The following is a 24446-nucleotide window of genomic DNA, read 5'->3' as shown; positions in this document are numbered from 1 at the left end:
CACCCTACGGGCGGCCTCGACCTTGTATTCGGTCGTGAACGACCTGCGTTTGCGGGACATGCGGACATCCTTCCAGCGGAACCATCGGTCCCGCTATCTCGGTGTCCACCATCCGGGGTGAACCTCAGATCATCCTGATCCACGGCTATCAGGGTTACTACGCCTCGGGCGGTCCGGAAGGTGTCGGCCGTGCGTCGGGACGCGCCATCAGAGCCAGCCTCGTCGCGGTGGTGGTACTGGACATGATCATGACGTTGGTCCTGTGGGGATTCGACTCGGGCATAAGGATTTCGGGGTAGAGATGGCAGTGTTCGACGATCTGACGGGTCGATCGGCCGGTCCCGCCGCGCTCCGTGTGCGCGGACTGGCGGTTGCCGTGGTCGTGGCCGTATTCGCCGGCGGCCTCACCGCGTATGCGCGCGGGGCCTTCGAGTCGCCCTTCGAGTTGACGCTCGATGCAGCGTCGGTCGGGGACGGGCTGACCCCCGGGTCGGAGGTGAAATTCCGTGGTCTGTCGATCGGCACCGTGGACCACATCGAGACCATCGGCTTCGGCCATCAGAGGCTGGAACTCGAGATCGATCCGAGTCAGGCGGGCGAGCTCACCGACACGATGCAGGCCCAGTTCTCGTCCTCGAACGTATTCGGTTCCACGGCAATCGAATTGCTGTCGGATGGAACGGGCAATCGACTCGCCGACAATTCGACTCTCGAAGTGTCGGCAGACCTGCGGGGCGCAACGGTGACCGGAGTGTTCCGGCGAGTCGCCGACCTCACCGAGGTTCTCGACACTCAGCAGGTGCAGGACCTGCTGGATCTCTTGGCGAACACGTCGGTGGAGGTGAGCCGAAATCTGAAGCCGTTCTTCGACACTGCACAGATGATGGCGAACAACCAGATCGATCCGTTGGCCTGGAAGCTGCATCGTGGTGCAGAGCTGGGTGAGGGAATCGGCAATCTGATCCCGCGGCTGCTCGATCTGGTGGTGGGAGTGGTGGACAAGAGCGTGTACGTCGAGGCACCCGCCGACAGGGCGAGGACCATCGCGGCCAACGACGGCCTCAGTGATCAGTTGCTCGTTCCGGTGGGCGACCTGCTGAAGAAGAACAATCCGGACCTGGCTCCGCTGCTGTCGACCGTACTGGATCTGCTGGTGCCCATCACAGCGTCGATCGGCACGTTCGCGCCCAGCTACAACCGGGTTCCGCAGGTGCTCGACGGCATCTCCGACGCTTTCCCCGTCGTCGACGGGAAGCCGCAGTTGCAACTCGACCTGATCGTCGAGACCATGCCCAATCTGGCCGGAGCCGTTGCCGCACACGAGGAGGCGAACCGGTGAAGAAAGTAGCGGGCCCGGCCGTCAAACTGCTCGCCTTCTTCACGGTGACCGCGGTGTGTGCGGTGATCATCGTCGCCGCTCTTCGAACCCCGGTCAGTGGTCCGCTCTCGTCCTACGGCGCGGAGTTCGACGATGTGTCGGGGTTGTACGTCGGTGACGACGTGCGCATGTCCGGGGTGCAGATCGGCAAGGTCTCGTCGGTCGAACTCGACGGAGCCGTTGCCCGAGTCGGATTCGAGATCGAAGGCCGGCGACCGATCTTCGTCGACACACAGGCTGCCGTCCGCTATCAGAATCTCCTGGGGCAGCGATATGTCGAGCTGATCCAGAAGGACGCGGCCTCCGGTGCCCCGCTTGCGGCCGACGAGACGATACCGCTCGATCGGACGATCCCATCGTTCGACATCTCCACTCTGTTCAACGGTTTCGAGCCGATCTTCGACACTCTCGACACCGCACAGCTCAATCAGTTCACGGAGAACATTCTCCGCATGGTGCAGGGTGACGGTTCCGGACTCGCTCCCGTGCTCCGCGATGTGGACCGAATCACCCAGTTCGCCGTTCAGCGAGAGTCGATCATCGGACTCCTGATCGACAATCTCGGCCAGATCTCGGACTCGATCGGCGGGCAGTCGGCGGCGGTGGCCGATCTCCTCGAACAGCTGCACGGTCTGGTGTCGCGACTGAGCACCCAGATGGACGGCGTGCTGGCCTCGCTGGATCAGGCGAACTACGGACTCGGGCCACTGGTCGGCTTGCTGGAGGGCCTGCAAGATGCGTACGACAACAGCTACGCGCCGGTCGACGGAGCGCTGCGACGGTTGCTACCGCAGACCGATCAGGTGACCGAGTTGCTCGCGCTCGCCCCGTCTCTGTTGACGGGGCTCAACGCGAGCATTCCCGAGCCGGGTGCCCAGACCTACTCCTGCAGTCAAGGCCGACAGGACATCCCGGGTATCGGACAGATAGTGCTCGGCGGACAAAATTTGGTGGTGTGCAAATGACACGCGTGGTTCGCAAGGGCGTTCGCGACGAGCAGTCGGAGAACAAGACGCATTTCTTCTGGGGTGCGGTCGGTGTCGCGTTCGCCGTGGTGCTCGTTCTCGTTGCCGCTGCGCTGTACACGATCCCGCTCGGCGAGCGGACGTACACCGCAGAGTTCGGCTCGGCGGCCGGTGTGAAGGCCGGCGACGACGTCAGGATCGCCGGTATCTCGGTCGGTTCGGTACGCTCGGTTCAGCTGGCAGGTGCACATGTCGACGTCCAATTCAGTGTCGACTCCGAGGTTTTCGTGGGCGACGCCTCGACCCTGACGGTGAAGTTGCTGACCCCCATCGGGGGCCACTACGTGATGCTCACCTCGCACGGTGACGACGAACTCGGGTCGGCACCGATCCCACCGGAACGGGTCGAACTGCCCTACGAATTGTCCGACGCGATCCAACAGGCAACACCGTTGGTCCGCGACATCGACGGGCCGACGTTGCGACAGACGGTGGCCGAGTTGGACCGGGCCGTCAGTACACAGCCACAGTCGACGCGGGCCATCGTGGACAATCTGTCCTCGCTCACCGACGTGATCGCCACCCGCACCGACCAACTCGAACGCGGGCTCGTGGTGTCGGACGAGTACGTCGGTGCGTTGGCCGCCGACCGTGTCATGCTCACCGAACTCGTACGCGAGCTCGGCACCTTGACCAAAGGATTCGGCGACAAGCGCGCAGAGGTCGTCAGTGCCTTCGACCTCCTCGGCAGACTCTTCGAGCTCTTCCACCGCCCAGTGGTCGCCTTCGAGAAGGGGCTGGAGCCGTCGATCGTCCAGCTCGAAGAGATCACGCAGAAGCTCTTCGCGCAGCTGGGTGATGTCGACGGGGCGATCACGACCATGAAAGAAAGCGCGGACGGCCTGTCCGCTCTGATCGGCGGTGGTGAAGGCCCTGTCGTCGATCGGTCACAGGACACGGTCGTCGGTGTCGGCGTGTGTATTCCGTTGCCGGGGAGGGTGTGCTGATGAACCGCAGATCGCTACGGATCGCCGTGGCGGCGGCCGTCGTCGTGACGCTCGTCGGCTCGGTCGCGTCCGCGACCGCTGTCATCGACACCGGCACGAGCACTTCCTCGATGTGTGCCGAGTTCACCGACACGGTCGGTCTGTACGAGGGTAATTCGGTCATGATGCTCGGCGTGGTCGTCGGAACGGTGACGCACATCGAAAACACCGACACCGCGGTGCTGGTCACGATGGATGTCGACGGTGGCCTCCGGCTGCCCGCCGGGATGGGGGCAGTGACACTGTCGAATTCGATCGTCACCGACCGCCACGTGGAATTCACGCAGCCGTACACCGACGGCCCGGAGTTCGATCGGTCGAACTGTATTCCGTTGGAACGCACCAGAACACCGCTGGGGATCAGCGACACGCTCGACGCCGTGTCCGAGCTGGCGTCGGACCTGCTCGGTCCGGCGGACGCCGAGGGCAATCACGAGCAGATCCTGGGCGACACACTGCGTTCGGTCGACGGTTCGCTGCGTGGCTCCGGAAACCAGCTCAACGACAGTCTTCGACAATTGGCCCAGCTGGTCGGCGATCCGGCCGACCGGGATACCACCGTGCGTCGACTGATCGACAATCTCGACGGTCTGATCGACACGTTCGTGGTGAGCTGGCCCGAGGTGGCGAAGCTGCTCGACAATCTGAAGCGGGGAATGATCACACTGTCGGAATTCACCCAAGCCTTCGGGACCACAGTCGCTTTGACCACCGAGTTCATTCCGCCACTGGCGCGCAACGTCGCGAAGTACGACGACAAGGTCTACGCATTTCTCGACCAGGTGGCGCCGGTGGTCGATGTACTCCTCGGGCGGGTGGGCGACATCAAGGACATCCTCGAACAGGTGCCGACCATAGGCGAGAACTTGATGACGATGTACGACAACGATTCCAAGAGCGGGCGCGTGATCTATCACCCGCCGCAATTCGAGATCGATACCAACTCTCCCAACGAGGTCTGCGCTCTGCTCAACCAGTACAGACCGACGTGCTCGACGGACCAGCAACGAGGCGACGTCATCGATGTCGGATTGGTGCAGCTGATCCTCGGTTCGGCGGGATGGCGATGAGGCGCGCGCTCACCGGCCTGTGCTGTGTTGCGTTGCTGTCGGCGTGCAGCATCGATCCCGCCGACCTTCCGATACCCGGTAGCTATGTCGCGGGCGACAAGTACTCTCTGCGAATCGAATTCGCGAGCGTGCTCAATCTTCCGGAGAAGGCGAAGGTCATCGTCGAGGGCGTCGACGCGGGCGTTCTCGACGCCGTCGAGTTGGTGGGTTCGACTGCTGTCGCGACGGTGGACCTGTCCGCCGATGTTCAGCTACCCACCGATACCGTCGCCGAGCTTCGACAGTCGTCGATTCTGGGCGAGATCTACATTTCGCTGCAGCCACCGGCCGATTCGTCCGGCTCGGGATCGAGCTCCGGCGGGCCCTACCTTCGCGACGGTGACGTGATTCCCGTGGAACGAACCGTGCCGGCCGACAATGTCGAGGACGTGCTGCGCGGACTGTCGAACATCGTGACCGGCGGCCATTACGTCCAACTGCAGGAAGCGGTGAACAACGTCAACGCCGCGATTCCTCCCGATCAGGCCGAGGTCGACAAGATCAACCTCGCAGCGAGGGCCGCGCTCACCGATATCGGCGACAACACCGGGGATATCGATCGGATACTCGGTGCTGCGGAAAGTGTCTCGAATACTGTTGTGACACAACGTGATGGAGTTGAGCGCGTCCTCGAGCTCGGCCCGAGACGTTCGGGAGGGTTGTCCGAGGTTCTGTTCAGCGTCGTCCACATGATCTTCAGCCTGGGGTACATGTCACAGCACGTCGGGGACGTACTGTCGGGCCCGTATCCGGAGCTGACGGATGCTGTGGACATCATCGCGCCTGCGTTGATCACAATCGCGAATGCCGACTCGTCGGTGCCGATGAACGTGGACAAGGCCAATACCCTGCTCAGAGAGCGATTGATCCCGTACTTCCAGTCGACGCCGAACATCGCAGTGCGATCGGTGTCTGCAGACGGAGGGCCGAGTGCGCGCGCGGACGACATGATCGGGATCCTGCGCGGGATAGGAATTGTCCGATGAAGCCGGGCGCACTGGTCTCGCTCGTCGCACTCGTGGTGATGACGGTCGCCAGTGTCGGATACCTGACCGTCGGTGTCCTCGACATCGATCCGACTCGAACGACGAACCGTGTCGTGGTTCGGATGGAGTCCTCCGGCGGACTGATGGACACCTCGCAGGTCACCTCACGCGGGATCCAGGTCGGTCGGGTCGAGTCGATCGCCGTGGTGCCGGGCGGGTTGGACGTCACTCTCGGTCTCGATGCAGACCATCGCATCCCTGCAGATTCCGAGGTGGTCGTGGCGAACCTCTCTGCCGCCGGCGAGCAGTATCTCGATCTTCGCCCTCGCAGCACCGGAGGCCCGTATCTCACGGACGGAGACGCGCTCGGTAGTGAGCAAGTTCGTGCATCGGTCACCGTCAGTGAGGCGCTCGGCCTCGGCGATGCCCTTGCCTCGCAACTCGATACGAACGCGCTGAAAGGCCTGACGGAGACCGCATCGGCCGCTGTCGACGGTCGTGAAGGCGACGTCGACCGCCTGGTCGATGCATTCCGATTCCTGGCAGCGACGTTGCGCGACAAGAGCGGCGAGATTCGTCGACTGTACGACAACGCTCAGCAGGCGGGTCGCAACGCATACGGATACGGGCCGGTCATCACCGACGCGGCGCCGTGGGTCGGCGCGACGGGTGAGGGGGTGGCCAACTTGCTCGAGGGCTTCAACGAATACTCGTACGTCGGCGCGGATGTCTGGGACGATCCACTCGGGCAGATCACCCCGAAGATCGATCAGTACCTGACGCCTCTGTCCCCTGATCTTGCGCTGATTGCAACGCTTCTCGAGCCGTACACCGCACCCATCAAACCGATGCGGGTCGACGCCGGGTCCATCGTCGACGTACTGCAGACCGTCTTTCCTCCCGGCGGGCCGGCAAAGCTTTCCGTAGAAATTCCGAACTGATTGGAGCTACCCCCTCATGGTCGAGACAGACGCAGCCGAGGCGAAAACAGCAGTGCCCGAGGACAAGGCAACAGTGCCCGAGGGCTCCAGACGGCACCGGATTCGGTGGCCGGTGGTCGCAGCAGCAGTGCCGGGTGTGGTGCTTGCGGTGGTCTTCGGCGTGCTGTGGCATTCTGCAGAAGGCGATCTGGCTGCCGAGCGTGAACAAGAACAGGACCGGCAGATGGCGGTGAACACGGCGACCGAGTACACCGCGCGGTCGTTGACCTACGACTACCGCAACCTCGACGCCTTCTTCCAGGGGGTCGACCAGGGGGCGTCGCAGTCCCTGCAGGACAGGTACGACGGGGTCCGCGAGGCGCTGACGGCGATCATGAACGAGTCGCAGGTGGTGGCGACCGGCGAGGTCCTCTCGGCAGCAATCGATTCCGAGTCCGGTGGCGAGTACAAGGTGGCGGTGTTCGCTCGACAGACGACGCAGAACGTGCAGCAGCCCGACCCGGGGAAGGTGCCCAACCTTCTGCTGGTGACGGTCACCGATCAGGACGGGCAGTGGATCGTCAGCGACTACGGACCCAAGACCTGAGACTTCGTCAGTGGGCCTTGGTGGCGCTGACGAACTGGGCCAATCCCCGGACGTCTTGCTGAATCTCGGTCAGTCCCGATGCCTCGAACACGTCGACGAACAGGTTCTTCGGAAACATCCGCACGCCCGCCAGTCCGGTTCCGAAGCCGACGACGGTGCCCAGCGGGGCCGGACGAGGCTCGCAGCTGGTCATGATCGCGATGCGTCCACCCGGGCGGACGACGCGAATCAACTCGTCCAGCACTGTCATGGGCTTCGGAACGAGATACAGTGCGGCATAACAACATACGGCATCGAATGCGCCATCGGAGTACGGCAGATGGGCAGCGTCTCCGCGTACGTACGCCGCACGTGGTCCTCGATTGTCCGCCACGGCGCGGGCGATCATCGCCTCGGAGATGTCGAACCCGACGGCGAGGCCGTCGTCGGTGAGAGCGTCGGAGAGAAACCTGGTGAAGTTGCCGGGGCCGCAGGCGACGTCGAGCACGCGCTGGGGGCCGTGCAATCGCAGGTCGGCAACGGCTTTGTCCCGTTCGGCCGCCATCGACATGCCCGCGATTCCCATCATGGACACCCCGAACGGACGCCACAGTTTCTCGTAGATGGCTGCCACCACGCGGTTGTTCATCGCGATGCTGGCCGGCGACGGGTTCGGTGCGGGCACGTCCGGCAGCAGTTCGACGTAGCCGCCGTCGGTGCGCGCCAGCTCGCGCAGCGTCGCCGGCTCGATCATGGCGAGCGCGCGGTGCAGCGCGGTCTCGGCTGACTCGCTCATGGGCGCGGTGGCCGGTCGCCGTAATCCCGCTCGACCCGCAGGGTCGCGAGAGTGGTTGCCAGGCCGTCGTACTGGGTGACCAACAGGACGAATTCGATGAGTCGCCGCTCATCGAACTGGGTGGCGAGTTCGGCCCAGGTCGCGTCGGAGAGAATCTTGGTGGCGACGAGTTCGTCGACCGCTGTCAGGATGGTCCGATACCGCGTCGACAGCCCCGGTGCATCGGGTCCGGTCTTGATCAGCTCGAGCAGATCCCGGTCGATGCCCGCCCGCTTACCCAACCGGATGTGATGGTCCATCTCGTACGCGGAATCGCGGAGGTGCGCCACGCGGAGGATCACCATTTCGGATTCCTTGCGCGAGATGCGACCGCCGGGCATCAGATGGCCGCTGTAGAACAGCCACGCTCGGTAGAGACCGCCGGTGCGCCCGAGGGTGGTGAACAGGTGCGGATTGGGCACCCCGGCACCTTTGGCGATCACCTTGCAGATGACCCAGTTGACGGGCCCCAGAGTTTTGGCGGTACCGGACGGAATGCGTGGTGTGGTCACAGCCACACCGTACCGACTGCGCGGCCGGGCGTCACCGGGATGCAGAAGGGTAGGCTACCCTCTTTATGATTATGCACAATTCCCCCTCGGAGGACCCTTGACGAAGTCCCATGCCCGCATCACGGCCCTCACCCTCACCATCGCCGCCCTCGGTGTGGCTGCGACGGCGTGTTCGTCCACCGACGCCACCTCCGACAGTGCAGGCGGCGCGACGCGATCGATCGAGACCGTCCGGGGAACGGTCGACGTTCCCGAGACCCCACTGCGCATCGTCACCCTCGAGCCGGTCGAGCTCGACACCACCGTCGCCCTCGGCGTCGTGCCCGTCGGTACCGCAGTGCTCAGCGAGGCAAGCGGCGTGCCGTCGTACCTCGGTACCGAAGCGGCGAACATCGCGACCGTCGGTACGGTTGCCGAACCGACGATCGAGGACATCGCGGCCCTGCAACCGGATCTCATCCTGGGCACGGAGACTCGCCACGCCGAGTACCACGACCAACTCGCCGCCATTGCTCCGACGGTGTTCATGGCATCGCAGTCGGACCCGTGGCGCGACAACGTCCGGTTCGTCGGACGCACTCTCGGCAAGGAGGAGAAGGCGGAGGAACTGCTCACCGCCTACGAAGATCGGTGTGCCGAGATCGCCGAGAAGCACGACACCGCAGGGAAGACCGCACAGTTGATTCGCCCCCGCGCCGGTGAGCTGACCCTGTACGGGCCGACGTCGTTCGCCGGGAGCACCCTCGAGTGCGCAGGCTTCATGACTCCGCCGAGACCGGAATGGGCCGACGAGATCTCGGTCGACCTCTCGCCCGAGCTGGCGGCCGAGGCGGCTGCGGATCTGATCGTCGTCACCGCCTCCGACCCGTCGGACCCCGCAGCGATTCCGGCGTCGATCACCGCCAACGCTGCGGTACTGCCGAATCCGCACGCGGTGGACCTGTCCTACTGGATCACCGGTGTCGGGCCGATGGGCGGGCAGACCGTGCTCGACGACATCGATCGGATTCTCTCGGAGTAAACCGACTCACATCCGGACCGCACCCGCCAGCGCAGCAGCTTGCTCGGCCCGCTCGACCACTCGGTCGCGTGAGGAATCGATATGTGTCAGTAGCAGTTCCAGTGCCGAGTCCAAGGTCCCCGCGAGGACGCGTTCGACGATGTCGATGTGTTGATCGATTGCCGAGACGACGGCTGCGGCGTCGAGTCCGCCGAGAATCCGCACCGGACGCACCTTCGCGTTGACGGTGCACAGTGCCTCGGTCAGAGCCGGGTTACCCGAGGCAGTCAACAGTGTGACGTGGAAGTTCTCGTCCAGGGACACCAGATCGTCGGTGGTGCCGGGTGGGTCGGCCCGCAAACCGACCCAGGTGTCCAACAGATTCGACAGCGACGACCGATCGAACGGGTGCGACATCGATCGAGTGATGCCGCGAGCTTCGAGGGTGGCCCGCAGCTCGTAGAGATCGGGCAGGTCGGTCAGCCGAGGGCGATAGGCGTGCAGCCCGGCGTCGTCGCGGGTGACGAGGCCGTCGGCCTGCAATCGCGCCAGCGCCTCACGCACCGGAGTGCGCGAGACCCCGTACAGCTCGGCGAGACGCTCCTCGCCGAGCCGTTCCGTGGAGCCGATGGCACCGGAGATCAGATCCCGGCGCAGTGACGAATAGACCTTCTCGCGAAGGTCCTTGCGCGGCACGACGTATCCGGTCAGATCGCCATGGCCGCGCGGACGTCCGCCTCGGACTCGGTACCGCCGACACCGGTGGACGTGATTCGGCCGGCCTCGAGGATGTAGTAGTTCTGTGCCGACTCGAGGGCGAAGCCGATGTGCTGCTCCACCAACAACACTCCGAGACCACCGCGACGGGTGAGCTCGAGAATGGTGCGTTCGATCTCGGCGACGACCGACGGCTGGATACCCTCGGTCGGCTCGTCGAGTATCAGCATTCGCGGCTCGGTGATCAGTGCCCGGGCGATCGCGAGCTGCTGGCGTTGACCACCCGAGAGCAATCCCGCTCTGCGACCGAGCAATTCCTTCAACGCCGGAAAGAGATCGAGTGCCTCGTCGACGAGAGCTTTACCGCGCTTGCGACCGTCGGCGACGACCTGCAGATTCTCGGCCGTGGTCAACTGGCCGAACGACTGCTGGCCCTGCGGCACGTACGCGAGTCCGCGGGCAACCCGGGCGCTCGGACGCAACGCACTCACGTCCTCACCGTCGAACATGACCTTGCCGGAATTGACCTTCAGCAATCCGACCGCTGCCCGCAGCAGAGTGGTCTTGCCCGCGCCGTTGTGTCCCATCACGGCGGCGACACCGTCGGCCGGAACCGTCAGCGACGCACCGTGAATGACTTCGCTGCGGCCGTAACCGGTACGCACATCCACCAGTTCAAGCATGATCGGCTCCCTCTCCTGCGATATGGCCGAGTTCCTCGCCCGCAGCCGCGGTGCCGAGATAGACCTCTTGGACCTTCGGATCTGCCTGCACCTCGGCCACCGTGCCCTCGGCCAGGACCCGTCCGGCGGCCAACACCGTCACCGAGGTGGCGAACATGCGCATGAAGTCCATGTCGTGCTCGACCACCACCACGGTCCGCTCACCGCCGATGCGCTGCAGCAGCTGGCCGGTTTCCTCGCGTTCCTCGTGACTCATGCCTGCGACCGGCTCGTCGAGCAGAAGTACGTCGGCGTTCTGTACCAACAACATTCCGATCTCGAGCCACTGCTTCTGACCGTGCGCGAGAATTCCCGCGGGCTTGTCTCGCTCGGCCGTCAGGCCGATGGTCTCGAGGGCCTCCTCGATCTGGGGGAGCACCGATCCTCGACGACGCAACATCGTCAGCACGGACCGTCCGGACCCGGCGGCGATATCGAGGTTCTGCAACACCGTCAGATTCTCGAAGATGCTGGCGGTCTGGAAGGTTCGGCCGATGCCGAGGCGCGCGATCTGATGCACCTTCTTGCCGAGCAGTTCCACGCCGGACTTGGTGACCGAGCCGGTGGCCGGGACGAGGCCGGTGATGGCGTCGATCAGCGTGGTCTTACCGGCACCGTTGGGCCCGATGAGGAAGCGCAGATCGCCCTGCATGAGCGTCAGATCGACGTTGGTGGTGGCCTTGAAGCCGTCGAAACTGACTGTCAAGTCGCGTACTTCGAGGTACTGACTCGACATGCCGGCGTTGCCGCCGAACGTGGGGTGCGGGCCTTCGACATGAATCATCGCGTCAATTCCTTCTCTGGCTCTTCACTCGGTTCGGGGACCGGTTCGAGTTCCTTCTTTCGTTTGCGCAGTGCGAACAGTCCCGCGATACCGGCGGGGAAGAACCCGACGACCACCACGAACAGCAGACCCTGCGCGTACGTCCAGCCCGACGGGAACTGCTCGGACAGTGTGGTCTGAGCCCAGGCGACGCCCAGTGCACCGAGGACCGGACCGAGCAGCGTGGTGCGACCGCCGATGGCGACACCGATGAGGAATGCGATGGACGGGACGATGCCGACGTCGTTGGGGGAGATGATGCCGACGATCGGAACGAACAGGGCCCCGGCCAGTCCCGCGAAGAATGCCGCGGCCACGTACGCGACGATCTTGACGTTGGCGGGGTCGTACCCGAGGAACCGGACGCGCTCCTCCTGATCGCGCACAGCGACCAGGAGTTCGCCGTAGCGTGAGTACATCAGCTGCCGGGTGATGGCCACGACGACGAGCAGTACACCTGCGGCGATGAAGAACAGCATCTGCTTGTTGGCGGGGTCGTTGAGGTTGAACCCGAAGAACGTGCGAAACCTGTTGAGCCCGTTGGAGCCGCCCGTGGTCTGCTGACCGATGAGCAGAATGGCGAACGCGGCGGCGAGTGCCTGGCTGAGGATCGCGAAGTACGCGCCCTTGACTCGACGCTTGAACACGCCGAGACCGAGCACCAGTGCCACCAGGGCGGGCACGAACAGGATGCCCAGGATCGTGGTGATCGGCGAGGTGAACGGCACCCAGTACGAGGGCAGTTCGCGAATTCCGGCGATCGACATGAAATCCGGTACGTCGTCACCACGCAGATCGGCGTCGGAGATCTTCAGGTGCATGGCCATGATGTAGGCACCGATGCCGAAGAAGACGCCCTGACCGAGGGTGAGCATTCCGCCTCGACCCCATGCCAATCCGATTCCGACCGCCACGATCGCGTAGCAGATGAACTTGCCCAGCAGGTTCAGCCGGAAGTCGCTGAGGACGGCAGGAGCGACGGCGAACAACAGGATCGCGGCGATCGCGAATCCCAGGAGGGCACCGCGCTTGGCGATGAACTCGCTCATACCAGGCTCCTTGTCTTGACGGCGAACAAGCCTTGCGGGCGGGCCTGCAGGAAGATCACGATGAGCACGAACACGATGACCTTGGCGATCGACGCCGTGGTGCTGTATTCGATGAACGAGTTGAGAATTCCGAGAGCGAAGGCCGCGATGACGGCACCCTTGATCTGGCCGAGGCCACCGACGACGACCACCAGGAAGGCGTCGATCAGATAGCTCTGTCCCACAGTGGAACTGGTGGAGCCGATGAGGGTGAGCGCCACGCCCGCAACACCGGCGAGACCGGAACCGAGGAAGAACGTCGAGATGTCGGTCCTACGGCTCGAGATGCCCGAGGTCTCCGCGAGATCGCGGTTCTGGACCACCGCGCGGATGCGTCGACCCATGGCGGTCTTCTTCAGTGCGATCGACAGCGCGACGACGGCGACGATTGCGAGGACGAGGATGAAGATTCGGGTCTTGGGAACCACGGCACCGAGGATGTCGACCCCGCCGCTCAGCCATTCCGGGGACACGACGTTGACCGCGGGTGCGCCGAAGATGTCGCGAGCGAGCTGTTGCAGGATGAGCCCGACGCCGAACGTGACGAGCAGGGTGTCGAGTGGTCGGTGGTACATGCGCTGAATCAGCGTGACCTCCAACAACACTCCCATCGTACCGCCGACGAGAAAGCCGACGATCAGCGAGATGAACAGTGATGCGCCGCCGGTGGAGACGATCTGCTGAACGACGTAGGCCGTGTACGAGCCGGCCATGATGAACTCGCCGTGCGCCATGTTGATGACGCCCATCTGACCGAACGTCAGTGAGAGTCCGAGGGCGGCGAGCAAGAGAATGGATCCGATCGACAGGCCGGTGAACAACTGTCCGATCACGACGTCCATGGGGGAGCTCCTTCGGAGCATGTGAGTGGAACTTCGTAGCAGGCTACGAAGTTCCACTCACATGGGTGGTGGTCAGTTGAGGTCTGCGGCCCAGTCGTAGGTCTCGAGGAACGGGTCGGGTGCAATCGCTTCGGGGGACTCCCACACCGTGTAGATCAGTCCGTCGGCGCGAATCTCACCGATGCGGGCAGTCTTGGAGATGTGGTGGTTGTCGCCGTCGATGACGACCTCGCCCTCGGGAGCGGCGAAGCTGACTCCGTCGGCCGCGGCCTGAATGTCCGATACCGCAAAGGAATCGGCCTTCTCGACGGTGTTCTTCCACAGGTAGACCGAGGTGTAGGCCGCTTCCATGGGGTCCGAGGTGGGCTTGTTGGCGCCGTACTTGGCCTTGTAGTCGGCGACGAACTTACTGTTCTCCGGAGTGTCGACGGTCTGGTAGTAGTTCCAGGCGGTCAGCTGGCCCTCGATGTTGGCGGCTCCGATTCCCGCCACCTCCTCCTCGGCGATGGAGACCGAGATGACCGGCATGTCAGCAGCTTTGAGGCCGGCGTTGGTGTACTCGCGGAAGAACGCGACGTTCGAGTCTCCGTTGAGCGTGTTGAACACCGCGTCGGCGTCGGCCGAGCGAACCTTGTTGACGATGGTGGAGAAGTCGGTCGAGCCGAGCGGGGTGTAGTCCTCGCCCTTGATCTCGATACCGTTCGCGGCGGCGTATGCCTTGATCTCGCGGTTGGCGGTCTGTGGGAACACGTAGTCGCTGCCCACCAGGTAGAGGGATGTGACTCCCTGTTCCTTCAAGTAGTCCAGGGCCGGAATGATCTGCTGGTTGGTGGTGGCACCGGTGTAGAAGATGTTGTCCGACGCCTCGAGTCCCTCGTACTGCACGGGGTAGTAGAGGAGCGCGTCGTTGTCCTCGAACACGGGCAGCATCGCCTTGCGTGACGACGAGGTCCAGCCGCCGAAAACCGCTGCGACACAGTCGCTGCTGATCAACTTCTCGGCTTTCTCGGCGAACACCGTCGGCTCGGACGCGCCGTCCTCGGCGACGACCTCGATCTGCTTGCCGTTGACTCCGCCCGTTGCGTTGATCTGCTCGACGGCCAGTGCGATCGAATCACGCACTGTCACTTCGCTGATCGCCATCGTGCCGGACAGGGAGTTGAGCGAGCCGACCTTGATGGTGTCGCCGGAGGTGTCGACACACGAGGTCGCCGAACCGCCCCCTCCTTCGGCGGAGGTGGTGTCGCTCGCCTTGCTCCCGCAGGCGGTGGCGACCAGGCTCAATGCAGCCAGTGCTGCGGGAACGACCATGACGCGCTTGACGGACATGCGCTTCGAGACAGTAGGCATCTACGGCCCTTTCGGAGGTTTGTATACGGAGATGTATTCGCGATTGCGAACAGTAAAGGGCCGTTATTGCGTAGGTATGTTCTGCGGTGACGAGTCTGTTTCCCGCGTTACGTGGACGTAAATGCACACCGATGACAAGTGTGCTTGACATTTTATGACAAGCAGAGTTGACTTTTGCCATGCCCGGAACCAATAACGTTCGCGAGCATCGCAAACAGGCGCGCATCACACAGGCCGAGCTCGGCACCATCTGCGGGGTGAGTCGTCAGAGCATCGTCTCCGTCGAAGGCGGCGACTACGCGCCGAGCGTCTACCTGGCACTGCGATTGGCCCGCGCACTCGACACGACGGTGGAAGCACTGTTCGGAGACGAAGGAGAGTCAACATCATGAGCGCATTCGTCAGAGCCGCTCGATTCGTCGGAGATCTCGACGACGACTTCTACGCCGACGAGCTGCAACGCGACATCTGGAACGAGGCCTCGGCCGTCGGATTCCAGTCGTTGCTGTGGATCGGACTGATCTCAGGCGCGATATTGCCCTACGCGGCGGGCGTCACCGGGGCGTGGATTGCGATCGGGATCATCGTCGCGTTGATCGTCGTGGCCTACGTGGTGATCGGATTCGCCCGAGCTCGGGGCATCGACATGTACACGGTGCAGAAGCTTCGGCGGCCGCGGACGGCGATCGCCGGCGTTCTGTATCTCTTGGGCTTCGGCGGTGCCCTGGTGCGATTGCTCGTTCAGGGCAGCGACATCGGTGTGTCGACCTGGATCGGGGTGGCCGCCGGAGCAACTCTGGGAGCCACGGCCGCGGCGGTCGGTGTCGAAGGACACCGGCGTCGGCGGAGAAACGCCGAGCTCGCCGCCGAGAAGGTCGAACTACAGGGCTTCGATGAAACGGACCGACCTCAGTAATCGGAAGGCATGCGAACGGTCTTACACGGCGAAAGGATACGTAAAGGTCTCGGTTCGAACGGTCCGTTCGCAGATCCACGGCGCGGGGGGTATGTTCTGACCGATGACATCGCGATTCCCTGGTGTCTGCGGCTGTTGGTGGGCTGGTCGGAGGCGGGTTCGTAACGCGGACGGTTACGCCCCCGATGTAAAGAGAGGCTCGGGTCGAGGCCGATGACGACGTGCGAAACCAATCCGTTATCCATCGCGCCACGAAGCACCAACGAGACCACGTCGGACGTTCACCTTCGGGTGAAGCACGCTAACAGGGAAGTCGAGGCCGTGCGCAAAGACAAGAGCTACCTCAGACTCGTCGGGACGAGCACGCCGCAGCCCACCATCGAGGCTCTCGGCGGGCCGAAGACCATCACGGTCCACGTAGACAACGTTCTACCAGGGCAGATGTGCGAGGTCCTGCACAACGGCATGCTGTCGCTCAGTCACCGCGTCGTCGTGGAAGACAGCGCCACCAGTGTCACCATCACCACGTTCAACCTCAAGCAGGGTGAATACAACGTCTCGCTGCGATTGGACGGACGCCTGGACTGCGTGACCGAAGCGCAGACCGTCGTCGTCGGTGAGCAGTTCGAGGTTCGACGCAGCTCGTAATACCTCCGCCCGATACGGAGTGAATGCCGCCGCCCCGCCCGACGGTTGATGCGCCGTCACCGTGTCGTGGCCCGTCGGGCACTTTCATCTTGACCTTGACGCAACGTCAATCGTGATGATCGAGTCATGAACCGCATCCGTCTTGCTGTCCCGCTGTACATCGGTGGCGCGTCGTTGTCACTGTTCGGCAACTCGGCCATCACGATCGTCCTGCCCTGGTTGGTGCTGGCCACGACCGGAAGCCTGTCGTCGGCAGGCCTGATCGCCGCGGCGGCAGGTATCGCTGCGGTACCGGCAACGTTTGCCGGTGGTCGGCTGATCGACCGGTTCGGGGCACGCAACGTGGCCGTCGCCTCCGATCTCGGCAGCGCGGCCGCAGTGCTCGGCCTGATCGTGGTGAGTGCGACGGTGGGATTGTCGGTGCCATGGTTCGTGGTGCTGGCAGTCGCAGGCGCTGTCTTCGATGTTCCGGGGATGACAGCTCGCCAGGCAATGCTCGCCGACGTCGCGTCGATCTCGGGAACGTCGGTCACGACAGTGGCAGGGTTCTTTCAGACCGGCTTCTCGTTGGCGTTCCTGGCCGGACCGGCGCTGGCGGGTCTCCTGCTCAGCGTGCTGGATCCGATCGACGTCGTTGCCGTCACCGCCGCCTCGTCTGCGGCCGCTGCGGTGCTGACTGCGCTGGTTCCGGTCATGGGCCAGGCATTCGCGACTTCTGCCACGGGGGCAGGCAGTGCCCTGCGCCTGATCCGTGCCACGCCCGCATTGCGGTCAATGCTGATCTTCGCGTTCCTCGCAAGCCTGGTCACCCCGCCGATGATCAGCCTGCTGTTGCCCGGTCACTTCAACGAGATCGGCGAACCCGGGCAGCTGGGCCTGGCCATGTCTGCGTTCGCCATCGGTGCCCTGGCAGGGTCGGCCCTGTTCGCTTTCCTGGCCGCTCGATCGCGACGGGCCACCTTCGTGACGGGAATGGCCGCGATGACGGCGGGCATCTGGCTGTTCGCACAGCTGCACGGTTTCTGGATCGTGGCGGCCGGGATGCTCGTGATGGGTCTCGGGTCGGGACTGTTCGGCCCGATCTGGAATGTCTACGTGGCCGAACGCGTCCCCGCAGACGTCCGGGGGCGCGTTCTCGGCTGGCTGAACATGGGCGGGCTCGTGGCCGGGCCGATGGGGCTGGGACTGATGTCGGTGGTGCTCGTCGGCGGTGATCTTGCTCTCGGGGCCGTCGTGATGGGAATCGGCTGGACCGCTGTCGCTGCCTATGCGGTGCTCAGTCCCGGTGCACGTGAGCTGACCGAACCGGTGCCGGACTCTGCCGGGGTGGACCGTTGATCGGCAAGAATGGTCGCCATGCTGCGTATCGGTGAGCTGGCATCCTATGTGGGAGTGACGACCCGAACCGTGCGGTTCTACCACCAGCAGGGGCTGTTGGACGAGCCGAAGCGCGACACCTCCGGTTACCGTCTGTACGACGGGGAAGCCGTGCTGAGGCTCTCCCGCGTCGTTGCTCTCGCCTCGGCCGGTGTGCCACTGGCGCGTGTCCACGATCTGCTCGACGCCTCGCAGGAATCACTCGACCTCGCCTTGGTCGACATCGACGCCGAGCTGAGCACCAGGATCGAACGGCTGGAGAAGGACCGCGACAGACTCAGGCTGCTGCGTGCCGGCGACGCGCTGGTCCTTCCCGATGTGATCGTCGGCCTGATCACGCATCTTCGCGAAGCGGGCATAGACTCCGCCGTCGTCGATCATTATCGCGATGCCTGGGTGCTGACGTATGCCGTCTACCGGCCCCGGCTCGATCCCTGGCTGGAGGAGTTCGGTGCCGTCATGCTCAGGGACCCGGACTATCTGGCACTGATGGTGCGCTCGTTTCGAGCTGCCGAGCTCGAACCCGATGACCCACGGATCCAGCAACTCGCGGACGACACGGTCGAATGGATGGTGAACGCCTGGGCCGGTGATGCCCTCGAGTGGTCGTTCGAGCGCGGTCTCGACGACCCCGCGGCCAACTCACTGCTCGCGGAGCAGTGGGCCGACCGGCCGGCCTGGGTGCGCGTCACCGAGCTGATCATGCACGGTCTGCAGGAGCGCGGCATCGAACACTCCCGACCCTGACGACGGCCGTCGCCGATCGTCAGTCTTCGACGATCAGGGACGGAGTATCGCGGCGGAGAATGTTGCCCTTGAAGAATTCCGGCTTGCGCAGTGCCACCACCGCCATGACCACCATGCCGAGAACGATGATGCCGACGCCGATGAGGAACACCATGCCGATACCGAACAGTGATGAGCCGCTACCGAATTCGGGGTCCCAGGCGTCGACCGAGGTCTGCACGAACACCACGGCCATGCCGACGCCGCCGAGGAGCGGGGCGAGGAATTTGAAGAAGAAGTTGCGGGTGCTGGTGAACAACTCTTCACGGAAATACCAGACACAGGCGAACGCCGTGATGCCGTAGTAGAAGCAGATCATCAGTCCGAGCGCGGCGATGGTGTCGGTGAGAACGTTGTCGCTCACCACTCGCATCACGGCGTAGAAGCCGGCCGACGCGCCGCCTGCCACGAGCGTCGCGAAGCCCGGAGTGCTGAATCGCGGTGTGATGGAGGCGAACCGCTTCGGTAGGGCCTGGTAGTGGCCCATCGCGAGCAACGTGCGGGCCGGCGAGATGAACGTGGCCTGCAGTGAACTGGCGGAGCTGCTCAACACGGCCAGGGACAGCAGGATCGCGAACGGACCCATCACCGGCCCGGCGAGGGCGGCGAACACGTTGTCGGTGGTGTCGGGGTTCTGCAGTCCGTTTCCGGTGTCGCCGGTGCCGGCGAAGAGCAGGGTGGCCACGGCGGTGAGCAAGTACAGAACGATGATGAAGAACACCGTGACCAGCGCGGCGCGGCCGGGAATCTTTGCGCTGCCCGAGGTTTCCTCGTTGACCGTCAGGCAGACGTCCCAACCCCAGTACATGAAGATCGACAGGGACAGGCCCGCCGTGAACGCGGAGAAGCTCGGGATGCCGAACGGGTCGAACCAGTCCAGGCCGAACGAGATGTCCTGGGCCCCCTCGCCCGAGCCCACCTTGACGAATGCCGCCACGATGAACCACGCCATCACCAGTAGCTGGAAGCCGAGCATCGTGTACTGGACGCGCTTGGTCTCCTGCATCCCGCGGTAGCAGAGCCACGCCGCCAATGCCATGAACACCAGACACGTGACGATGTTGACGAGCTTGTTCCCGGTCAGGTCGGCCAAGGAGTCGTTGCTGGTGACCTGGGCGAGAAAGAGATAGAAGAAGTCGACGGCCACTCCGGCCAGGTTCGAGAGCACGATGATGGTCGCCGCGATCAGGCCCCACCCGCCCATCCAGCCGACGTACGGGCCGAAGGCCTTCGACGCCCACGTGAACGACGTGCCGCTGTCGGGCTCGGCCGCGTTGAGCTCTCGATAGCCCAACGCCACCAACAACATCGGGATGAAGCCGACGATGAAGATCGCGGGCAGATGTACCCCGACCTCGGTGACCGTCGGCCCGAGCGACGCGGTGAGCGCGTACGCGGGTGCGATGGTCGAGATGCCCAGGACCACACTCGCCAGCAACCCGAGCTGGCCGGCGGACAGTCCCTTGGACTCGACGTCCACTACCTTGTGCTCATTCATCGCCGGCCTCTCTCGGAACAACGATCATCGGAACGGGAACGACCCGAAGCATCTTGGCGGCAACCGATCCCAGGAACAGGCGATGCGGCTGGGCGAGCCGAGACGAGCCCACCATCAACACGTCGCCGTCGTGCCAGTCGAGCGATGACACGGCCTTCTCGATGCCGGAGCCCTCCGCCACCCTCAACTGCACGTCCGATCCCTCGGGTAGTCCCGCTTGTACGGTGCGCAGCACCTCTTCGGCCTCGGCGAGACCTCCCGGTCCCCGTGCCGATTGCGGGTCTGCGGACACGAGGGAGAGTAGGCGAAGCGGCAACTCGGCGGTGACGGACAGGTCGGTGGCCGCGTCGACGAGTTCTGCTGCCCCCGGCCTGTTTCCGATGGCGCACGTGATCTCGCGAATGCGCTGCGGCGGCGAATGCCGATACCCCCGCGGAGCCAGCGCGAGGGGCACGTGCGCCACGTGCAGCAGATCGCTGGTGACGGTGCCGATCGAGTGGCGTCCGAGCAGACCGTCGCCGGCCGCCCCGACCACGATCATGTAGGCCTCGCATTCGTCGACACAGTCGAGCAGTCCCTGTGCGAACGACTCGTCGAACAGCAGGTGCGTACGCGCCTCCACGTCCTCGGGCACCATCTTCAGTGCCTCGGCCAGCCATTCGGTGGCCTGGTCGATCAAGATGTCGTCGTACCCCGCCTCGACAGGCGCTTTGGACGGCACCGGACGCTCCTGCGGCAGCACCAGAGCGATGTCCAGCGATGCTTGCAGAGAGCGGGCAAGGGTTGCGCCCAAGGCGATTCCGTCCGCGCCACTCGGTGTTGCCTGGTACCCCACGATCAGACGCATTTTCGGACCTTCCCTGAAGTCGGTCGAGCTAATGACAGGTGCTACCGGGATCGGTGTGGCAATGCTTCGACGCGGAGGGGGCAACGTCCAGTGACGGGTTGCGATCGAAGAAGCCGAACGGCTTCAGCCAGAACGAGACCGTGTCCGCCGGCATCACCGGCCAATCCTCCGGCCGGGTGATGTGATGGATTCCGAACGTGTACCAGACGACGACATCGGTGTTCTCGATGCTTCGATCCGCCTCGGTCCACTCCGGCAGCCCATGGTCGACGCCACTCTGGTTGACGAATTCGCCGCTGGGCCAACGTTCGTCGGGTGAGTTGGGGGTGACCCAGACGGTGTGGCCGATCACCTGGGAACGCTGGAAGATCGGCGACGCGGGATCGAACATCGATGGGATCGCCGCTCCCGGAACCAGTTTGTAGGCGGGCCGGGTGTCGAGGCCGTTGGTGACGTTGTCGTTGACGACCTTCCACGCCTTCTGCGTGTTCCAGTCGTAATCCTGCTTGCCTTGGGACTCGGTGGTCAGGGGAGTGTTGATCTGAGTGAGGGCGAGGCCGTAAGGATTGTCCGGGCCCATCGGAACCCGTTGTGTCTCACTGGCATACACGGTGTTCTCGGTGCCGTCGATGTCCAGATCGAGGCGGGCGACCAGGAAGTGCTGGTGGTACGGCGCGTAGGTGCGGTTGTCGACCAGCGTTCCGGATGGGTGAGATTGCCCGGGCGCGAAGTGGGTGACGACCATGATTCCCGTCGCGCGCACCTCGCACTCGATGTTGCCGTCCTGGTAGAACCGCCAGTAGACGAGGTACTCGTAGTTGGCGACGGTGGCGTGGAAGCTGACGGTGAGGCGGCGCATCCGACGCACCTCGGCCCCGGCGTCGTGATCGACGTGCTTCCACAGCACGGCATTGTCTTCCTCGTGGATGCAGATGGCGTTGGTGATCGTGTACGGCTCACCTTTGCTGTTGTGCAGCACCGCGTCGAGGTAGCGGATCTCGCCCAGGCAGTCGCAGCCGAGTTCGAGCGAGGTGGTCATGAAACCGAGGCCCCACTCGCCGATGTCGAACGCGGTACGCCGGTAGTGGTCCTCGGTGTGATCGCGATACGGAACGATCATCTCCGCGAACGACATTCGATTGGCGACCGACCGCACGTTCCCGTTGTCGTTGTAGCTGACGGCGTGCAGCGTCATGCCCTCGCGGTAGTTGAACCCCACGCGGAGCGACCAGTTCTGCCACGTGAGCTTGTTGCCGTCCAGCTCGAACGACGGGCCGTCCGGCTGGGTGATCTCCAGCGGCTTCAGCGGCGGCCGGCTACTGGCGTTGCGGATGCGTTCCGGAATGTGTCGGGGCACGTACTCGCCCATGATCTCCGGCCGCTCGACGCGGTACGTGTCCTCGATCTCGAGCAGTTCCATCGTGTTCACGTCGATGACGCAGTGGAAACCGCCGACCGGCCCGGCATAGGGATTGGCACCCTCCGCGGCCTTGACCCAGGTATCCGACCAGCCGAGGCGTCGACCCTTGTACTTCTCGGGCGTCACCGCCTCGCCGTACGTCCAGGTGTCCATGAACACCAGATCCAGATCGGTGATACCGCGATCGGCAAGGGCAGCAATGACATCGGGGTGGGCACGCAGGGCCGAGTCGGCCTCCTCCCACTCGTCGACGGTGAAGTTGGGCTGCACATCGGGGATGTGCGTCCACGATTCGGTGCTTCTGCTGTCCAGCGACACCACGGCTTTGAACGTGGTGTTCTCGGCGCGATTCAACACCACCGACACTGCTCGACGCGCAGGCACCGTACCGTCCGCATCGAATGCGGCTACCTCGGACTTGGGCGGTTCGATCATCTCGATCGACGCGAATCGCCACCCGTCGCCGACGCCGTGTTCACGACCCAGAACCTCGGCGACGGTGGAGAATTCGTCGCTCGACAGCGGGTCAAGGGGATGAGAGGTCACGAGATGGACTCCGTCGAGCTCATCACATGCTTGATGCGGGTGTAGTCGTCGACGCCGTAAGCCGAGAGGTCCTTGCCGTAACCGGAGTATTTGAATCCACCGTGCGGCATCTCCGCGACCAACGGGATGTGGCAGTTGACCCAGACGGCACCGAAGTCCAGGGCTGCTGAAATGCGAAGTGTGCGTGCGTGATCGGAGGTCCAGACGCTCGACGCGAGACCGAAGTCGACGTCGTTGGCCAGGGTGATCGCCTCGGCTTCGTCGGTGAACTTCTGCACCGTGAGCACCGGGCCGAACGTCTCCTCCTGCACGATGGGATCGGACTGCTGCACGCCGGTGATGATGGTGGGCTCGAAGAAGAAGCCCTTGTCTCCGATGCGCTTACCGCCGGTCACGATGGTGGCATGCGCGCCGATACCGTCGACCTTGGAGCTCACCTGGCCGAAGTGGTTGATGTTGTTCAGTGGCCCGAGGAAGGTATCGGGGTCGTCGGGTAGGCCGACCTTCAGTGTCTTCGCCTTGGCCACAAGGGCATCGACGAGGGTGTCGTGTACCGACTCGTGTACCAGGACTCGGGTGACGGCGGTGCAGTCCTGGCCGGCGTTGAAGAATGCGGCCTCGGCGATGCCGTCGGCGGCCTTGCTGATGTCGACGTCGTCGAACACGATTGCCGGTGCCTTGCCGCCGAGTTCGAGATGCGCCCGCTTGAGCTGCTTGGCGGCGGCCACGGCCACGGCAATGCCGGCGCGGACGGATCCGGTGATCGACACCAGGCCTGGAGTCTTGTGCTCGACGATCGCGGCACCGGTGCCGCCGTTGCCGAGGACGACGTTGAGCACGCCGTCCGGAACGATGCCCTTCGACAGCTTCGCCAGCACCAGCGTGCTCTCGGGAGTGGTGTCACTGGGCTTGAGCACGACGGTGTTTCCGGCGGCCAGCGCGGGACCGATCTTCCAGATCGCCATCATGAACGGGTAGTTCCACGGGGTCACCTGGCCGACGACACCGATCGGTTCGCGTCGAACATAGGACGTGAAGCCGTCCATGTATTCGCCGGCCGACTTGCCCTCGAGCATCCGCGCCGCGCCTGCGAAGAATCGGATCTGATCCGCACCGACCGTCACTTCCTCGGCGGCGATGGTGGCCTTGGGCTGACCGGTGTTGCGGCTCTGCGCCTCGACGATCTCGTCGCTGTGCGCCTCGATGGCGTCGGCCAGCTTCAGCAGAACCTTCTGTCGCTCACCCGGTGTCGTCTTGCCCCAGGTCTCGAATGCGCTGGCAGCGGCCGACATTGCGGCCTCGACGTCGGCGGCGTCGGAGATGGGGGAGTGGGCGACAATCGACTCGTCCACCGGATTCACCACATCGAGCATCTCGGTGCCCGAGGGCGTCACGAACGCCCCGTCGATGTAGTTCTGCAGGACAGGCACCGTCATCTCTGAACCCCTAGCGTCGACAGTTTCGGTTCTGCAAAGCCTGCACCTACGGACGAGACTTCGCCACCCGACAAGTCGTCCAATGCCTGGGTC

25 protein-coding genes and 1 pseudogene are annotated in these 24446 nt (G+C 64.1%); 14 read left to right on the top strand and 12 right to left on the bottom strand.

All coding sequences use genetic code 11. The features are described 5' to 3' along the window. Positions 1-128: 128 nt before the first annotated feature. The 8 genes and pseudogenes from MTX35_RS19415 to MTX35_RS19380 form a co-directional block, all read left to right on the top strand. Positions 129-299, top strand: a pseudogene (locus tag MTX35_RS19415) (ABC transporter permease); the annotation flags it as partial. Between the two features lie 2 nt (positions 300-301). Beyond that, on the top strand, positions 302-1339 hold the full coding sequence (locus MTX35_RS19410; RefSeq protein ID WP_243596518.1) for an MlaD family protein: 1038 nt from the start codon (positions 302-304) through the stop codon (positions 1337-1339). Further along, positions 1336-2343 carry an MlaD family protein gene (locus MTX35_RS19405; protein ID WP_243596517.1) on the top strand — a complete coding sequence of 336 codons (1008 nt, stop codon included), beginning with the start codon at positions 1336-1338 and terminating at the stop codon, positions 2341-2343. The genes MTX35_RS19410 and MTX35_RS19405 overlap by 4 nt, the downstream gene beginning before the upstream one ends. Further along, entirely contained in the window at positions 2340-3350 is a 1011-nt protein-coding gene (locus MTX35_RS19400; RefSeq protein ID WP_243596516.1) for an MlaD family protein, read from the top strand. The genes MTX35_RS19405 and MTX35_RS19400 overlap by 4 nt, the downstream gene beginning before the upstream one ends. Beyond that, complete coding sequence (locus MTX35_RS19395) at positions 3350-4459, top strand: MCE family protein (protein ID WP_243596515.1); 1110 nt, start codon at positions 3350-3352, stop codon at positions 4457-4459. Before MTX35_RS19400 ends, MTX35_RS19395 begins: the two co-directional genes overlap by 1 nt. Next, on the top strand, positions 4450-5484 hold the full coding sequence (locus tag MTX35_RS19390; RefSeq protein WP_243596514.1) for an MlaD family protein: 1035 nt from the start codon (positions 4450-4452) through the stop codon (positions 5482-5484). Before MTX35_RS19395 ends, MTX35_RS19390 begins: the two co-directional genes overlap by 10 nt. Next, positions 5481-6425 (top strand): MlaD family protein, encoded by a 945-nt coding sequence (locus MTX35_RS19385; RefSeq protein ID WP_243596513.1) that lies wholly within the window; start codon positions 5481-5483, stop codon positions 6423-6425. Before MTX35_RS19390 ends, MTX35_RS19385 begins: the two co-directional genes overlap by 4 nt. Positions 6426-6441: 16 nt before the next feature. Then, entirely contained in the window at positions 6442-7011 is a 570-nt protein-coding gene (locus tag MTX35_RS19380; RefSeq protein WP_243596512.1) for a hypothetical protein, read from the top strand. Positions 7012-7018: 7 nt separating this feature from the next. On the opposite strand, the gene MTX35_RS19375 is transcribed toward MTX35_RS19380, so the two are convergent. Further along, complete coding sequence (locus MTX35_RS19375) at positions 7019-7786, bottom strand: class I SAM-dependent methyltransferase (RefSeq protein WP_243596511.1); 768 nt, start codon at positions 7784-7786, stop codon at positions 7019-7021. Beyond that, the gene (locus MTX35_RS19370) at positions 7783-8343 is read right to left on the bottom strand and encodes a carboxymuconolactone decarboxylase family protein (protein WP_243596510.1); all 561 of its coding nucleotides are present in this window, start codon (positions 8341-8343) and stop codon (positions 7783-7785) included. Before MTX35_RS19370 ends, MTX35_RS19375 begins: the two co-directional genes overlap by 4 nt. Before the next feature lie 91 nt (positions 8344-8434). Between MTX35_RS19370 and MTX35_RS19365 the strand changes: the two genes are divergently transcribed. Then, positions 8435-9358: an iron-siderophore ABC transporter substrate-binding protein gene (locus MTX35_RS19365; RefSeq protein WP_279396084.1), complete on the top strand. Its 924-nt coding sequence runs from the start codon at positions 8435-8437 to the stop codon at positions 9356-9358. A 6-nt stretch (positions 9359-9364) separates the two neighbouring features. Here MTX35_RS19365 and MTX35_RS19360 read toward each other — a convergent pair whose 3' ends face one another. From MTX35_RS19360 to urtA, 6 genes are all read right to left on the bottom strand, one after another. Continuing rightward, complete coding sequence (locus tag MTX35_RS19360; RefSeq protein ID WP_243596509.1) at positions 9365-10033, bottom strand: GntR family transcriptional regulator; 669 nt, start codon at positions 10031-10033, stop codon at positions 9365-9367. A gap of 11 nt (positions 10034-10044) precedes the next feature. After that, positions 10045-10737: an urea ABC transporter ATP-binding subunit UrtE gene (gene urtE, locus MTX35_RS19355; protein ID WP_243596508.1), complete on the bottom strand. Its 693-nt coding sequence runs from the start codon at positions 10735-10737 to the stop codon at positions 10045-10047. Continuing rightward, a complete protein-coding gene (urtD, locus tag MTX35_RS19350; RefSeq protein WP_243596507.1) occupies positions 10730-11560 on the bottom strand; it encodes an urea ABC transporter ATP-binding protein UrtD in 831 nt (276 codons plus the stop codon). Before urtD ends, urtE begins: the two co-directional genes overlap by 8 nt. Continuing rightward, complete coding sequence (gene urtC / locus MTX35_RS19345) at positions 11557-12648, bottom strand: urea ABC transporter permease subunit UrtC (RefSeq protein ID WP_243596506.1); 1092 nt, start codon at positions 12646-12648, stop codon at positions 11557-11559. Before urtC ends, urtD begins: the two co-directional genes overlap by 4 nt. Then, positions 12645-13529 (bottom strand): urea ABC transporter permease subunit UrtB, encoded by an 885-nt coding sequence (gene urtB / locus MTX35_RS19340; RefSeq protein ID WP_243596505.1) that lies wholly within the window; start codon positions 13527-13529, stop codon positions 12645-12647. The genes urtC and urtB overlap by 4 nt, the downstream gene beginning before the upstream one ends. A 72-nt stretch (positions 13530-13601) precedes the next feature. After that, positions 13602-14879 (bottom strand): urea ABC transporter substrate-binding protein, encoded by a 1278-nt coding sequence (gene urtA / locus MTX35_RS19335; protein ID WP_243596504.1) that lies wholly within the window; start codon positions 14877-14879, stop codon positions 13602-13604. Positions 14880-15058: 179 nt separating this feature from the next. Between urtA and MTX35_RS19330 the strand changes: the two genes are divergently transcribed. The 5 genes from MTX35_RS19330 to MTX35_RS19310 all read left to right on the top strand — a co-directional run bounded on the left by MTX35_RS19330 (position 15059) and on the right by MTX35_RS19310 (position 18567). Then, positions 15059-15271 carry a helix-turn-helix transcriptional regulator gene (locus MTX35_RS19330; protein WP_243596503.1) on the top strand — a complete coding sequence of 71 codons (213 nt, stop codon included), beginning with the start codon at positions 15059-15061 and terminating at the stop codon, positions 15269-15271. Then, entirely contained in the window at positions 15268-15795 is a 528-nt protein-coding gene (locus tag MTX35_RS19325; RefSeq protein ID WP_243596502.1) for a hypothetical protein, read from the top strand. The genes MTX35_RS19330 and MTX35_RS19325 overlap by 4 nt, the downstream gene beginning before the upstream one ends. 321 nt (positions 15796-16116) lie before the next feature. Beyond that, the gene (locus MTX35_RS19320; RefSeq protein WP_243596501.1) at positions 16117-16443 is read left to right on the top strand and encodes a hypothetical protein; all 327 of its coding nucleotides are present in this window, start codon (positions 16117-16119) and stop codon (positions 16441-16443) included. 126 nt (positions 16444-16569) lie between these two features. Beyond that, positions 16570-17781, top strand: coding sequence for an MFS transporter (locus tag MTX35_RS19315; RefSeq protein WP_243596500.1), 1212 nt, complete (start codon positions 16570-16572; stop codon positions 17779-17781). 18 nt (positions 17782-17799) lie between these two features. Then, the gene (locus MTX35_RS19310) at positions 17800-18567 is read left to right on the top strand and encodes a MerR family transcriptional regulator (protein ID WP_243596499.1); all 768 of its coding nucleotides are present in this window, start codon (positions 17800-17802) and stop codon (positions 18565-18567) included. 19 nt (positions 18568-18586) lie between these two features. On the opposite strand, the gene MTX35_RS19305 is transcribed toward MTX35_RS19310, so the two are convergent. The 4 genes from MTX35_RS19305 to MTX35_RS19290 are packed head-to-tail and all read right to left on the bottom strand — an operon-like array spanning position 18587 to position 24353. Further along, positions 18587-20104 carry an APC family permease gene (locus MTX35_RS19305; RefSeq protein ID WP_243596498.1) on the bottom strand — a complete coding sequence of 506 codons (1518 nt, stop codon included), beginning with the start codon at positions 20102-20104 and terminating at the stop codon, positions 18587-18589. Continuing rightward, positions 20097-20951, bottom strand: a complete 855-nt coding sequence (locus MTX35_RS19300; RefSeq protein ID WP_243596497.1) for a universal stress protein — start codon at positions 20949-20951, stop codon at positions 20097-20099. Before MTX35_RS19300 ends, MTX35_RS19305 begins: the two co-directional genes overlap by 8 nt. Before the next feature lie 28 nt (positions 20952-20979). Beyond that, a complete protein-coding gene (locus MTX35_RS19295; protein WP_243596496.1) occupies positions 20980-22917 on the bottom strand; it encodes a primary-amine oxidase in 1938 nt (645 codons plus the stop codon). Beyond that, on the bottom strand, positions 22914-24353 hold the full coding sequence (locus MTX35_RS19290) for a gamma-aminobutyraldehyde dehydrogenase (protein WP_243596495.1): 1440 nt from the start codon (positions 24351-24353) through the stop codon (positions 22914-22916). Before MTX35_RS19290 ends, MTX35_RS19295 begins: the two co-directional genes overlap by 4 nt. Between the last annotated feature and the right edge of the window lie 93 nt (positions 24354-24446).

Source organism: Rhodococcus sp. ARC_M12, assembly GCF_022810385.1.
Classification (GTDB): domain Bacteria; phylum Actinomycetota; class Actinomycetes; order Mycobacteriales; family Mycobacteriaceae; genus Rhodococcoides; species Rhodococcoides navarretei.
The sequence above is the reverse complement of the archived record's forward strand: the minus strand, read 5'-3'. Positions and strand labels throughout refer to the sequence as shown.

Coding starts and splice junctions, on each gene's coding strand:
- MTX35_RS19325 (WP_243596502.1), top strand. CDS start 15,268: ATGAGCGCATTCGTCAGAGCCGCTCGATTCGTCGGAGATCTCGACGAC.
- urtE (WP_243596508.1), bottom strand. CDS start 10,737: ATGCTTGAACTGGTGGATGTGCGTACCGGTTACGGCCGCAGCGAAGTC.
- urtA (WP_243596504.1), bottom strand. CDS start 14,879: ATGCCTACTGTCTCGAAGCGCATGTCCGTCAAGCGCGTCATGGTCGTT.
- MTX35_RS19315 (WP_243596500.1), top strand. CDS start 16,570: ATGAACCGCATCCGTCTTGCTGTCCCGCTGTACATCGGTGGCGCGTCG.
- MTX35_RS19300 (WP_243596497.1), bottom strand. CDS start 20,951: ATGCGTCTGATCGTGGGGTACCAGGCAACACCGAGTGGCGCGGACGGA.
- MTX35_RS19310 (WP_243596499.1), top strand. CDS start 17,800: ATGCTGCGTATCGGTGAGCTGGCATCCTATGTGGGAGTGACGACCCGA.
- MTX35_RS19410 (WP_243596518.1), top strand. CDS start 302: ATGGCAGTGTTCGACGATCTGACGGGTCGATCGGCCGGTCCCGCCGCG.
- MTX35_RS19395 (WP_243596515.1), top strand. CDS start 3,350: ATGAACCGCAGATCGCTACGGATCGCCGTGGCGGCGGCCGTCGTCGTG.
- MTX35_RS19380 (WP_243596512.1), top strand. CDS start 6,442: ATGGTCGAGACAGACGCAGCCGAGGCGAAAACAGCAGTGCCCGAGGAC.
- MTX35_RS19390 (WP_243596514.1), top strand. CDS start 4,450: ATGGCGATGAGGCGCGCGCTCACCGGCCTGTGCTGTGTTGCGTTGCTG.
- urtB (WP_243596505.1), bottom strand. CDS start 13,529: ATGGACGTCGTGATCGGACAGTTGTTCACCGGCCTGTCGATCGGATCC.
- MTX35_RS19305 (WP_243596498.1), bottom strand. CDS start 20,104: ATGAATGAGCACAAGGTAGTGGACGTCGAGTCCAAGGGACTGTCCGCC.
- MTX35_RS19375 (WP_243596511.1), bottom strand. CDS start 7,786: ATGAGCGAGTCAGCCGAGACCGCGCTGCACCGCGCGCTCGCCATGATC.
- MTX35_RS19385 (WP_243596513.1), top strand. CDS start 5,481: ATGAAGCCGGGCGCACTGGTCTCGCTCGTCGCACTCGTGGTGATGACG.
- MTX35_RS19330 (WP_243596503.1), top strand. CDS start 15,059: ATGCCCGGAACCAATAACGTTCGCGAGCATCGCAAACAGGCGCGCATC.
- urtC (WP_243596506.1), bottom strand. CDS start 12,648: ATGAGCGAGTTCATCGCCAAGCGCGGTGCCCTCCTGGGATTCGCGATC.
- MTX35_RS19400 (WP_243596516.1), top strand. CDS start 2,340: ATGACACGCGTGGTTCGCAAGGGCGTTCGCGACGAGCAGTCGGAGAAC.
- urtD (WP_243596507.1), bottom strand. CDS start 11,560: ATGATTCATGTCGAAGGCCCGCACCCCACGTTCGGCGGCAACGCCGGC.
- MTX35_RS19290 (WP_243596495.1), bottom strand. CDS start 24,353: ATGACGGTGCCTGTCCTGCAGAACTACATCGACGGGGCGTTCGTGACG.